Consider the following 12,471-nt stretch of genomic DNA (forward strand, 5'->3'; position numbering starts at 1 on the left):
ATTTTTTTACTTTATAGTCTATTCGCCCAATATTTCTATTGTGTTATGTTTTAGAATTTGGAAACCATTAATTTATAAAATACCTTTGCGTCAATATAAAATCAGTTATTCTGAATTAATTTTAGACATTAATGAAATACGCAAAAAATATATTAGAAACTATTGGTAATACACCACTTGTAAAACTAAATAAATTAACACAAGAAGTGGATGCTTTAGTTCTAGCTAAAGTAGAAACTTTTAATCCTGGAAATTCTGTAAAAGATAGAATGGCAGTGAAAATGATCGAAGACGCAGAAGCTGACGGTCGTTTAAAACCAGGTGGTACCATCATTGAAGGAACTTCAGGTAATACTGGAATGGGCTTAGCTTTGGCTGCAATTGTTAAAGGTTATAAATGTATTTTCGTGATCTCTGATAAGCAATCTAAAGAGAAAATGGATATTCTACGTGCTGTGGGAGCAAAAGTTGTAGTCTGTCCTACAGATGTTGAACCTACAGATCCTCGTTCTTATTACTCTGTTTCTAAGCGCCTTGCTGAAGAAACAGAGAATTCTTGGTACGTTAATCAATACGACAATCCTTCTAATGCAATTGCACATTATGAACAAACCGGACCTGAAATTTGGGAACAGACAGAAGGGAAAATTACTCATTTTGTAGTTGGAGTAGGAACAGGCGGTACTATTTCTGGAATTGGTAAATATTTAAAAGAGAAAAATCCAAATATTAAAATTTGGGGTGTAGATACTTATGGTTCAGTATTTAAAAAGTATCATGAAACAGGTATTTTTGATGAGAACGAAATTTATTCTTACATAACAGAAGGAATTGGAGAAGATATTTTGCCAAAAAATGTTGATTTTTCAATTATTGATGGCTTTACAAAAGTAACTGATAAAGATGCGGCGGTTTACACTCGTAAAATTGCTTTAGAAGAAGGTATTTTTGTTGGAAATTCTGCTGGTTCCGCTGTTAAAGGTCTTTTGCAATTAAAAGAACACTTCAAACCAGAAGATGTTGTTGTTGTTTTATTTCATGATAGTGGGAGTAGATATGTAGGTAAAATGTTCAATGATGATTGGATGCGTGAGAGAGGATTTTTAGAGAATGAAATCACTAAAGCTGAAGATTTAATTAAAGAACATATTGAGAAACCTTTGGTTGTAGTTCGTACTGAAGAGTTAGTCTCACATGCAATTGAACGTATGCGTAAATATAAAATTTCACAGATTCCTGTAGTTGATATTAATGGTTTTGTGGGTTCTGTTGATGAGTCTAATTTATTTGATAGTTATTTAAGTGATAATAATGTTGCTGATAAACCTATTAAAGAAATCATGGGCAAGCCTTATCCAATTGTTAAAAAAGGAGCTAGTATTGAAGAGGTTTCAAAATTAATAAATAAAGAAAATCAAGCTGTTTTGATTGACTTAGGTGATGAAAAACACCATATCATTACAAAATATGACATTATTGGAGCTATAAAATAATTAGTTTTAAAATATATAAAAAAAAATACCACGTTTAAAGCGTGGTATTTTTTTTGGAATAATTTTATATTTGATAATTGTTTTCAATGTTTTATGAAGGAAGATTTTTTGCATTACTTGTGGAGAAATAAAAAATTTGATATTTCAAATTTACAAACCGTTTCTGGTGAAGAAATTGTAATTCTTAATTCGGGCGCTTATTTAAAAGAAGAAGGTCCTGATTTCTTTAACGCTCAACTCATTATTGCTAATCAAAAATGGGCTGGTAATGTTGAAATTCACATTAAATCTTCAGATTGGTATATTCACAATCACGAGTTAGACGCAAATTACGATAATGTTATTCTTCATGTAGTTTGGGTGCACGATGTCGACGTTTTTCGAAAAAATAATTCAAATATTCCTGTTTTAGAATTAAAAAAGTATGTTTCAAATGTTGAACTTGAAAAACACGCATACTTGTTTGAAAGAAAAACTTGGATTAATTGTGAAAAAGATATTTGTAAAGTAGATTCCTTTACGTTGAAAAAATGGCAAGAGCGTTTGTTTTTAGAGCGTTTGGAACTGAAAACACAATCTATTCAGCATTTCTTAGATAAAAGTGAGAATGATTGGGAAGCAACGTTTTTCGTTTTTCTTGCTAAATACTTTGGGTTAAATGTAAATGGTGAAGCTTTTTATAAAATTGCAGTAAGTATTCCATTTTCAATAATTAGAAAAGAACAAAATGATTTATTTAGTTTAGAAGCATTGTTATTTGGTTTTGCTAATTTATTAAATGATGAAAAAGAGGATGTTTATTTTCTAAATTTAAAACAACAATGGATATATTTAAAACATAAATATAAACTCAGTAATGATGATTTTATAAATCTTCAGTTTTTCAAATTAAGGCCTGATAATTTTCCAACTATTAGGTTGTCTCAACTGGCAGTTTTGTATCATGAAAATGTCAATTTATTTTCTAAAGTTATTGATGCTAATAATTTAAGTGACTTTCATAAGTTATTTAGTTCTGAGGTTTCAGAATATTGGAAATCGCGTTATGTTTTTGATAAAGAAAGCAGGTTAAAGAGTAAAAAGCTTTCTAAATCATTTGTTAATTTACTTGTTATTAATGTAGTAATTCCAATTAGCTTTCTGTATTTAAAGCAAAGAGGGGAAAATAATGTAGATTATTTAATTGAGTTGTTACTTCAAATTCCATCTGAGACAAATAATATTGTAGATAAATTTGAGTTTTACAAATTTAAATCTAATTCGGCATTTGATTCACAAACATTAATTCATTTAAAAAACCATTATTGCAATCATAAAAGATGCTTGAATTGTGATATTGGTTTATCTTTGCTTAAATAAAATATAAAAATGTACCAAATCCTTCATTTTTTTGAAAAGCATGGTTTTTTTGTAGCTTCAAGACTAGCAGAAAGACTTGGTATGAGGGCAACAAATGTTAGGCTTTTTTTTGTTTATATTTCTTTTGTAACTGTTGGCCTAGGTTTTGGTTTTTATCTTACAATAGCATTTCTTTTGAAGTTAAAAGATATGATTTATACTAAAAGAAGTTCAGTGTTTGATTTATAGTCTCTGATTATCATTGAGTTAATTATTCTTTTTTTTTTCGATAGTTTTATTATCTTTGAGAAATTAACAACCAATAAAATAATATGTCTACAAAAGCAGATTCTTGGGGGTCACGAGTTGGCCTTATATTAGCAATGGCAGGTAACGCTGTTGGTCTTGGAAATTTTCTTAGATTTCCAGTGCAAGCAGTTCAAAATGGCGGAGGAGCCTTTATTATTCCTTATTTAGTATGTTTTCTAGTAATGGGAATACCGTTATTATTTATAGAATGGTCGTCTGGAAGATTCGGAGGAAGATCTGGAAATCACAGTACTCCATATATACTAGATTCAATGGTAAAAGGTAGAATTCTTAAATACATTGGTGTATTTGGAATTTTTACAAATATAGCCGTTGCTGCATATTACTGTTATATAGAGTCTTGGACAATGTCATATGTGTATCATACATTAATTGGAACATTTGATGGAATGAGTCAAGCTAATGTAGCTGGTTTTTTTAATTCTTATGTTGATGTTGCTCATTCTACAACGGGTATTCCTTATGAAGCGGTTGTTTTCTATATCATTTGTTTAGTTTTAAATACATTTATTTTATCAAAAGGTATTGGAGGAATTGAAAAAGTTGCAAAAGTGGGTATGCCATTATTAATACTTTTTGGTGTTATATTAGCAGTTAGAGGTTTAACTCTTGGTACTTCTGGAGCTTCAGAAATTTTTCCAGATGCAAATGCATGGGATGGTTTGAATTTTCTTTGGACACCTCAATACGAATCAATACTCGATTTAAAAGTTTGGATGGCTGCAGCCGGTCAAATCTTCTTTACGCTATCTGTAGGTATGGGAACGATTCATTGTTATGCGGCTTATATTGAATCTAAAGATGATATTGCTTTAAATGCTGTTTCTGCAGGGTTTATGAATGAATTTGTTGAAGTTGTTTTAGGGAGTTTAATTGTAATTCCTATAGCAGCTGGTTATTTAGGTTTGGATTGGGTTATTCAAAATGCAGGTTTTGGTATGGCTTTTCAAACTATGCCATATTTATTTCAGCAATGGGGCTCTACTTTAGCTATTGTGGCTGGTGTTTGTTGGTTCGGATTATTATTCTTTGCTGGAATTACGTCTTCATTAGCGATGGGTACACCATGGATGGGATTCATGAGAGATGAATTTGGTTGGTCTAAAAACAAAGGAGCATGGTCATTTGGAGCTATGATTTTAATATTAGGTTTACCTACTGTTATATTTTATCAAGAAGGTGTTTTTGATGAATATGATTATTGGGCAGGAACTGTAAGTTTGGTAGTTTTTGCAATGTTAGAAACAATATTATTCTCTTGGATTTTTGGTATGGATAAAGGATGGAGAGAGATTACAAGCGGTGCTGATATTAAAGTGCCAAACATTTATAAATTTATAATCAAATACGTAACTCCAATTATGTTGATAATTATTTTCTTAGGTTCTTTGTTTAAGCCTTTGAATAATGATTGGTCAGGAAATGTTTCTAGTTTTTTCTCTGGGAACGGTTGGACTTTAGATAATGGCTCTATAATTAAAACTATTATGCATTCTGGGATTAAAGAACAGATTGCATTAGCTACAGATCCTATTATTATTGAACAGTTACAAGATAAAATTTTCTATTTAAATTTTGCAAGATTATTGTTGGTTGGTCTTTTTGTTTTTATTAGTTTGTTAGTTTATTTAGCATTTCAGAAAAGACGTAGAGAAGGTAGAGCTACAGTATAATTAATTTAAAAACACAATTCAAATGAACACAGAAGCATTAATAACAATGATATTGACTCAAGGGATTGTAATTTCTTTTGCAGCTTACTTTTTCTATAAAGTTTTGACAATTAAACCAAAACAAGAACCAGATTCTTATTCTGAAAATGACGATGTAATAGAAAGACAGCCAGAAAAAAAATAACACACTTGAGATGAATAATATAAAGTCCTACTTCCTGTTTTCGAAAGAACATAGAAGTGGGATTTTTTTGCTTTTTTTTTTAATTGTAATTACCCAACTAGTATATTTTTTTGTTGATTTTTCAAGTTTGAAACATTCTTCAAATGATACTGATAATGAATGGCTTTTGGTTCAATCTGAAATCGATAGTTTGAACGTTGTTACAAAACAGGAAAAATTTAAAATCACTCCTTTTAATCCAAATTTTATTTCTGACTATAAAGGATATTTATTAGGTATGTCTGTTAAAGAAATAGATAGACTGCATCAATTTAGATTAGAAAATAATTTTGTGAATTCAGCCAAAGAATTTCAAAATGTGACTAAAGTCTCTGATTCATTATTAAAAGTGATTTCTCCAAATTTTAAGTTTCCAGACTGGGTGAACGATAATAAAAAGCATCAAAGCAATGCTTCTCATAAGTTTTATAATAAATCTCAGGATTTAATTGTTCAGAAAGATATTAATACGGCAACTAAAGAAGAGCTTATGGCTATTTATGGAATTGGTGATAAAATTTCGGATATAATCTTGCAAGAAAAAGATAAGTTTGGAGCTTTTGTATCAATGGATCAGCTTGAGTATGTTTGGGGCGTTTCACCTGAAGTATTGTCTCTTTTAAGGAAGAAATTTTTTGTAAATTCAAACACTCAAATTATAAAATATAATATCAATAATTTGTCTACTAAGGAATTGGCAAAGTTTCCTTATTTTAGGTATAATATTGCTAAAGAAATTGTAACCCACAGAAGTATGAATGGTGATTTTAAAAGCATTGATGATTTAACAAAAATTAAAGGAATGCCTAACGAAAAAATAAAAATAATAGCCTTATATTTGGAATTCTAAAAAATAATACAAAATACACTACACAATGAATTTATATTTCACCGAAGAACATGAAATGTTTAGAGAAAGTTTCCGCGATTTTTTACAAAAAGAAGTTGTGCCTCATATTGAAAAATGGGAAAAAACAGGTACTATAGAACGTTTCATTTGGAAAAAATTTGGAGAAATGGGCTTTTTCGGAATCAGATATCCTGAAGCTTATGGGGGAATGAATTTAGATTTGTTTTATACTGTAATTTTTTTAGAAGAGCTTCAAAAAATTAATTCTGCTGGCTTTGCTGCTGCCATGTGGGCGCATGCTTACTTAGCAATGACACATCTAAATGCAGAAGGTGATGAAAGAATAAAACAAGATTATTTGGTGCCAAGTATATCTGGTGATAAGATTGGGGCATTATGTATTACTGAGCCTTTTGGCGGTAGTGATGTTGCCGGTATGAGAACCACAGCAGAAAAGAAGGGTGATAAGTATATTATTAATGGTTCTAAAACCTTTATTACTAATGGTGTTTATGCTGATTATTATGTAGTTGCTGCTAAAACAAATCCAGAGCAAGGAAATAAAGGAATCAGTATTTTTTTAGTTGATACCAATTTAAATGGAGTTTCTGCTACCAAACTTGATAAGTTAGGTTGGAGAGCTTCTGATACTGCTGAAATAGCTTTTGATAATGTTGAGATACCTCTTGAAAACCTAATGGGTGAAGAGGGTAAAGGTTTTCCTTACATCATGCAGCACTTTGCATTAGAACGTTTGATTATGGCGATTAATGCACATGCTAGAGCTGAATATGCAATAGATTACACTATAGAATATATGTCTCAAAGAGAAGCTTTTGGTAAGACAATCAATAAGTTTCAGGCATTAAGACATAAAATGGTTGAGCACGCTACTGATGTTGAGCATTGTAAGATATTTAACTACGCTGCTGTGGATAGATTAAATAAGGGAGAATATGTGGTTAAAGAGGCTACGATGGCAAAGCTAAAGTCTACCAAAGTGGCAGATGAAACTATATATAGTTGTTTGCAGTTTTTAGGAGGTTACGGTTATATGGAGGAGTATCCGTTAGCTCGCCTCTCTAGAGACAGTCGTTTAGGTCCAATTGGGGGTGGTACTTCCGAGATCTTAAAAGAAATTTTGTCTAAAATGATTATTGATAAGCAAAATTATAAGCCTGCTGTTAAAGATTAATTTCTGAATTAATTTAAAATTAATGGTTTATAATTCATAAATATTTTATAAATTTGCACCCTTAACGAGAGGAGGTGTCAAGATTATGTTAATTATACCAATTAAAGACGGAGAAAATATCGACAAAGCGCTAAAACGCTATAAACGAAAATTTGATAAAACAGGAACTGTTCGTCAGTTACGTGCACGTCAACAATTCATTAAGCCATCTGTTACAAACAGAGCTAAGATTCAAAAAGCTTATTATATTCAACGAATGAATGACGCTTTAGAAGGATAGTAATTATTGATTGCTAAAAATATAGAACCGTTAGTTTATAAAGTGTAACTTTGTAACTAGCGGTTTTTTTTATGGATTCAAACTTAAAGGCATATCAAAATTATTTATTAAAAGAGAGAAATTACTCTTCATTAACCATTAAAGCTTATTTAGGAGATGTAGTGGCGTTCAGTCAATATTTAATAAATCAACATGATGAAGTTTTTATAGAGACGGTTAATTATTCCTTGATAAGAAGTTGGATTGTATTCTTGGTTGAAAATAATAATTCCAATGTGTCTGTAAACAGAAAGATTTCTTCATTAAAATCTTATTATAAGTTTTTGTTAAAAATAAAAGCTATAAATCACAATCCTCTTTTGAAGCATAAGTCTCTAAAAACAGCAAAAAAAATTCAAATCCCTTTTTCGGAGAAAGAGCTAAATGAAGTTTTTAACTTTAATAATTTTGAAACTGATTTTGAAGGTGTTCGTAATAAATTAATTATTGAGCTTTTTTATACTACTGGAATGAGAAGAGCAGAGTTAATTACATTAAATGAAAATAATGTTGATTTTTCAAACAAAACGATAAAGGTTTTTGGAAAAAGAAGTAAAGAAAGAATTATACCTTTATTAGATTGTACTCTAGAGTTGCTTAAGTTGTATTTAAGTAAGAAAAATCAAGTTAATTTAAATGAAGAAAAAGGCTTGTTAATTTTATCAAAAAAAGGAAATAAAATAAGTGAATCGTTTGTTTATAGATTAATAAATAACTACTTTAGTACTGTGTCTCAAAAAGTAAAAAAGAGTCCGCACGTTCTTAGGCATTCATTTGCAACCCATTTGTTGAATAATGGAGCCGATTTAAATTCAGTAAAAGAATTATTGGGGCATTCAAGTTTGTCGTCTACACAGATATATACGCACAGCAGTTTGTCTGAGCTTCAAAAAATATATAGTAAGGCGCATCCAAGAAGTAAAAAATAATTCTATTGTTTAACCAACTAAACCTAATAAAGTATGAAGGTAAGTGTTCACGCAGTAAATTTCAATATTGACAGAAAGCTTGTCGATTTTGTTCAAGAAAAATTAGATAAACTGGAAAAGTATTATGATAAGGTGGTTTCTTCAGATGTTTATTTAAAATTAGAAAACACTAGTGATAAGGAAAATAAAACAGCAGAAATTAAAATACATGTACCTGGCGATGAAATTGTTGTAAAAAAAACAGGTAAGTCTTTTGAGGAAGCGGTAGATTCTGCTTCAAGTTCTGCTGAAAGAATGTTGTTAAAAAGAAAGGAAAAAATTAGAATGCATCCTTAATGTAAAAAAAACAGTAAAAAAGTTTTGAATAAAAAATAAATTATATACATTTGCAGTCCGTTAGAAATAGCGGACTTTTTTATTGAAATAAGCCGATGTAGCTCAGCTGGCTAGAGCAGCTGATTTGTAATCAGCAGGTCGTGGGTTCGAGTCCCTCTATCGGCTCAAGTTCTTAAAATACTGAAAATTAAATGTTTAAAAGGGGAGATACTCAAGCGGCCAACGAGGGCGGACTGTAAATCCGCTGACTACGTCTTCGCAGGTTCGAATCCTGCTCTCCCCACATTTTTTTGTATTTAGTAAATTGAAACTATAGCTTGTAAAGTTATTGGACCTGAGGAATTTTAGCCGGTGTAGCTCAGGGGTAGAGTGCTTCCTTGGTAAGGAAGAGGTCACGGGTTCAAATCCCGTCATTGGCTCATAAATGTGTATTGAATTGAACACTAATATATTATATAACACTAAGATTAAAAATCATTAAGTCATGGCAAAAGGAAATTTTGATCGTTCGAAACCGCACTTAAATATTGGTACTATCGGGCACGTAGATCACGGAAAAACTACTTTGACAGCTGCAATTACGAAAGTATTGTCAGATGCAGGTTTATCTGAAGCTAGATCATTTGATCAGATTGATAACGCTCCAGAGGAAAAAGAAAGAGGTATTACAATTAACACTTCACATGTTGAGTATTCAACAGCTAATCGTCATTACGCTCACGTTGACTGTCCAGGTCACGCGGATTACGTAAAGAACATGGTTACTGGTGCTGCTCAAATGGACGGTGCTATCTTAGTAGTTGCTGCTACAGATGGTCCAATGCCACAAACTCGTGAGCACATCCTTTTAGGTCGCCAGGTTGGTATTCCTAGAATGGTTGTTTTCATGAACAAAGTGGATATGGTTGATGATGCTGAATTATTAGAATTAGTAGAAATGGAAATTAGAGATTTATTGTCTTTCTATCAATATGATGGTGACAATGGTCCTGTTATCCAAGGTTCTGCTTTAGGTGGATTAAATGGAGATCCAAAATGGGTTGCTACTATTATGGAATTAATGGAAGCAGTTGATAACTGGATTGAATTACCTCCACGTGATATTGATAAGCCTTTCTTAATGCCTATCGAAGATGTATTTACAATTACTGGTCGTGGAACTGTTGCTACAGGTCGTATCGAAACTGGAATCGCTAATACAGGTGATGCTGTTGAAATCGTTGGTATGGGAGCTGAGAAGTTAACTTCAACTATTACAGGTATCGAAATGTTCCGTCAAATCTTAGATAGAGGTGAGGCTGGAGATAATGCAGGTATCTTATTAAGAGGTATTGCAAAAGAAGATATTAAAAGAGGAATGGTTATTGTTAAGCCAGGATCTGTTAAGCCACACGCTCATTTCAAAGCAGAGGTTTATATCTTGAAAAAAGAAGAAGGTGGGCGTCACACTCCATTCCATAATAACTACCGTCCTCAGTTCTATGTACGTACAACTGATGTTACAGGTACTATTACTTTACCAGCAGGTGTAGAGATGGTTATGCCAGGTGATAACTTAACTATTGAAGTTAATTTATTAAGCCCTATCGCATTATCAGTAGGTTTACGTTTTGCTGTTCGTGAAGGTGGTAGAACTGTAGGTGCTGGTCAGGTTACAGAAATCTTAGACTAATTTATATTAGTTTATAAATATTTTAAAAGCCAGTTGGTGATTTTTCATCAACTGGCTTCAATAAACGGGCGTAGTTCAAGGGTAGAATAGCGGTCTCCAAAACCGTTGATGGGGGTTCGAATCCCTCCGCCCGTGCAAATTATAAAGATAATGACAAAATTGGTTAATTATATATCAGAAGCTTTTCACGAGTTGAAAACAAATGTTACTTGGCCTGAGTGGGCTGAAGTTCAACGTTTAACTATCGTTGTGGCTATATTTTCGATATTATTTGCTCTTTTAACTTTCGGTGTTGATGAGTTATTTGTAAAAGCTCTTGATGGGTTTTTTAATTTAATTAAATAATTTATTTATGGCTGAGAACAGTGTTAAAAAGTGGTATGTAGTTAGAGCTGTAAGTGGGCAAGAGAATAAAGTAAAAGCTTATATTGAGACTGAAATAACTAGGTTAGGAATGGAAGATTACATTTCTCAAGTTCTTGTTCCTACTGAAAAAGTTGTTCAGATTAAGGATGGTAAAAAAATAGCTAAGGAAAAAGTATATTTTCCTGGTTATATTATGATTGAAGCGAATCTTACGGGAGAAGTTCCTCATATCATTAAATCAGTTACAAGTGTAATTGGTTTTCTTGGTGAAACAAAAGGTGGTGAGCCTGTTCCATTAAGACAGTCTGAAGTTAATAGAATGTTAGGAAAGGTTGATGAATTGTCAATTAAGATTGACAGTGTTGCTATTCCTTATTCTATAGGAGAAACAGTTAAGGTTATTGATGGTCCTTTTAATGGTTTCAATGGAACTATTGAGAAAGTCAATGAAGAAAAGCGTAAACTTGAAGTAATGGTTAAGATTTTCGGTAGAAAAACACCATTAGAGTTAAGTTTTATGCAAGTTGAAAAAGTATAATATTTGTTACATACATAAACCACATTTTCGCTTCCAATGAAAGTGTGCTAAAATTTAAAAAATGGCAAAAGAAGTTAGTAAAGTAGTAAAACTACAAGTTAAGGGAGGTGCAGCGAATCCATCGCCACCGGTTGGACCTGCTTTGGGTGCTGCTGGAGTTAACATCATGGAGTTCTGTAAGCAGTTTAATGCAAGAACACAAGATAAACCCGGCAAAGTGTTACCAGTACAAATTACTGTGTACAAAGATAAATCCTTCGATTTTATTGTAAAAACACCACCAGCAGCGATTCAAATTTTAGAAGCGGCTAAAGTAAAGTCTGGTTCTGGAGAACCTAACCGTAAAAAAGTAGCAAGTGTTACTTGGGATCAAATTAGAACTATTGCAGAAGACAAAATGCCTGACTTAAATGCATTTACAATGGAATCAGCAATGAGTATGTTAGCTGGAACAGCTAGATCTATGGGTATAACAGTAACAGGAGATGCTCCTTTTAATAGTTAAAAGAATTAGACATGGCAAAATTGACAAAAAAACAAAAAGAGGCTGCATCAAAAATTGACAAGAACAAATTATATTCTTTAAAAGATGCTTCTGCATTGCTTAAAGAAGTTGCTTCTGCAAAATTTGATGAGTCTGTAGATATTGCTGTTCGTTTAGGAGTTGATCCACGAAAAGCAAACCAAATGGTTAGAGGTGTAGTTACACTTCCTCATGGTACTGGAAAAGATGTTAGAGTATTAGCATTAGTTACTCCAGATAAAGAAGCTGAAGCTAGAGCTGCTGGTGCTGACCACGTAGGTTTAGATGATTATCTTCAAAAAATAAAAGACGGTTGGACAGATATTGATGTAATCATCACTATGCCTGCTGTTATGGGTAAATTAGGTCCTTTAGGACGTGTGTTAGGTCCAAGAGGTTTAATGCCAAACCCTAAAACTGGTACTGTAACTATGGATGTAGCAAAAGCTGTTGAAGAAGTTAAGTCTGGTAAAATCGACTTTAAAGTTGATAAAACAGGTATCGTGCATGCTGGTATCGGAAGAGTTTCTTTTGATGCTAACAAAATCTATGATAATGCACATGAAATAATTCAAACATTAATCAAATTAAAACCAACTGCAGCAAAAGGTACATATATTAAATCAATATATATTACAAGTACAATGAGTCCTGCTATTGCTTTAGATCCTAAAGCAGTATAATTG

At 32.0% G+C, this 12,471-nt stretch carries 15 protein-coding genes and 4 tRNA genes; all 19 read left to right on the forward strand.

Features of this window, described 5'->3' with window-relative positions; translation table 11 throughout:
• The first annotated feature begins 131 nt into the window (after positions 1–131).
• The 19 genes from ACQ65T_RS06165 (at position 132) to rplA (ending at position 12,468) form a co-directional block, all read left to right on the forward strand.
• A complete protein-coding gene (locus ACQ65T_RS06165; RefSeq protein ID WP_430400215.1) occupies positions 132–1,493 on the forward strand; it encodes a pyridoxal-phosphate dependent enzyme in 1,362 nt (453 codons plus the stop codon).
• A 93-nt stretch (positions 1,494–1,586) separates the two neighbouring features.
• Entirely contained in the window at positions 1,587–2,852 is a 1,266-nt protein-coding gene (locus tag ACQ65T_RS06170) for a DUF2851 family protein (RefSeq protein ID WP_430400216.1), read from the forward strand.
• A 9-nt stretch (positions 2,853–2,861) separates the two neighbouring features.
• Positions 2,862–3,080 (forward strand): PspC domain-containing protein, encoded by a 219-nt coding sequence (locus ACQ65T_RS06175; protein WP_430400217.1) that lies wholly within the window; start codon positions 2,862–2,864, stop codon positions 3,078–3,080.
• A gap of 83 nt (positions 3,081–3,163) precedes the next feature.
• Positions 3,164–4,834, forward strand: a complete 1,671-nt coding sequence (locus tag ACQ65T_RS06180) for a sodium-dependent transporter (protein ID WP_430400218.1) — start codon at positions 3,164–3,166, stop codon at positions 4,832–4,834.
• Between the two features lie 22 nt (positions 4,835–4,856).
• Complete coding sequence (locus tag ACQ65T_RS06185) at positions 4,857–5,018, forward strand: hypothetical protein (RefSeq protein WP_430400219.1); 162 nt, start codon at positions 4,857–4,859, stop codon at positions 5,016–5,018.
• Between the two features lie 127 nt (positions 5,019–5,145).
• A complete protein-coding gene (locus ACQ65T_RS06190; RefSeq protein WP_430400220.1) occupies positions 5,146–5,907 on the forward strand; it encodes a ComEA family DNA-binding protein in 762 nt (253 codons plus the stop codon).
• A 25-nt stretch (positions 5,908–5,932) separates the two neighbouring features.
• Positions 5,933–7,102, forward strand: a complete 1,170-nt coding sequence (locus ACQ65T_RS06195) for an acyl-CoA dehydrogenase family protein (RefSeq protein ID WP_430400221.1) — start codon at positions 5,933–5,935, stop codon at positions 7,100–7,102.
• An 85-nt stretch (positions 7,103–7,187) separates the two neighbouring features.
• Positions 7,188–7,382, forward strand: coding sequence for a 30S ribosomal protein S21 (gene rpsU / locus ACQ65T_RS06200; protein WP_264560526.1), 195 nt, complete (start codon positions 7,188–7,190; stop codon positions 7,380–7,382).
• A 71-nt stretch (positions 7,383–7,453) separates the two neighbouring features.
• Positions 7,454–8,350: a tyrosine-type recombinase/integrase gene (locus tag ACQ65T_RS06205; protein ID WP_430400222.1), complete on the forward strand. Its 897-nt coding sequence runs from the start codon at positions 7,454–7,456 to the stop codon at positions 8,348–8,350.
• A 33-nt stretch (positions 8,351–8,383) separates the two neighbouring features.
• Positions 8,384–8,686 (forward strand): ribosome hibernation-promoting factor, HPF/YfiA family, encoded by a 303-nt coding sequence (hpf, locus tag ACQ65T_RS06210; RefSeq protein ID WP_430400223.1) that lies wholly within the window; start codon positions 8,384–8,386, stop codon positions 8,684–8,686.
• Positions 8,687–8,777: 91 nt separating this feature from the next.
• Positions 8,778–8,851, forward strand: a tRNA-Thr gene (locus ACQ65T_RS06215).
• Positions 8,852–8,887: 36 nt separating this feature from the next.
• A tRNA-Tyr gene (locus ACQ65T_RS06220) sits at positions 8,888–8,969 on the forward strand.
• Between the two features lie 64 nt (positions 8,970–9,033).
• Positions 9,034–9,105: transfer RNA gene (locus ACQ65T_RS06225), tRNA-Thr, on the forward strand.
• A 65-nt stretch (positions 9,106–9,170) separates the two neighbouring features.
• Positions 9,171–10,358, forward strand: coding sequence for an elongation factor Tu (tuf, locus tag ACQ65T_RS06230; RefSeq protein ID WP_430400224.1), 1,188 nt, complete (start codon positions 9,171–9,173; stop codon positions 10,356–10,358).
• A 64-nt stretch (positions 10,359–10,422) separates the two neighbouring features.
• Positions 10,423–10,493 (forward strand) — tRNA-Trp (locus ACQ65T_RS06235).
• Positions 10,494–10,508: 15 nt separating this feature from the next.
• Positions 10,509–10,703, forward strand: coding sequence for a preprotein translocase subunit SecE (gene secE, locus ACQ65T_RS06240; protein WP_320815228.1), 195 nt, complete (start codon positions 10,509–10,511; stop codon positions 10,701–10,703).
• A 7-nt stretch (positions 10,704–10,710) separates the two neighbouring features.
• Entirely contained in the window at positions 10,711–11,262 is a 552-nt protein-coding gene (nusG, locus tag ACQ65T_RS06245; protein ID WP_430400225.1) for a transcription termination/antitermination protein NusG, read from the forward strand.
• A gap of 61 nt (positions 11,263–11,323) precedes the next feature.
• Positions 11,324–11,767 carry a 50S ribosomal protein L11 gene (gene rplK, locus ACQ65T_RS06250; protein WP_264560532.1) on the forward strand — a complete coding sequence of 148 codons (444 nt, stop codon included), beginning with the start codon at positions 11,324–11,326 and terminating at the stop codon, positions 11,765–11,767.
• 11 nt (positions 11,768–11,778) lie between these two features.
• On the forward strand, positions 11,779–12,468 hold the full coding sequence (rplA, locus tag ACQ65T_RS06255; RefSeq protein ID WP_430400226.1) for a 50S ribosomal protein L1: 690 nt from the start codon (positions 11,779–11,781) through the stop codon (positions 12,466–12,468).
• Positions 12,469–12,471 lie beyond the last annotated feature (3 nt).

It is taken from the genome of Flavobacterium sp. (genome assembly GCF_965284515.1).
Classification (GTDB): Bacteria; Bacteroidota; Bacteroidia; order Flavobacteriales; family Flavobacteriaceae; genus Flavobacterium.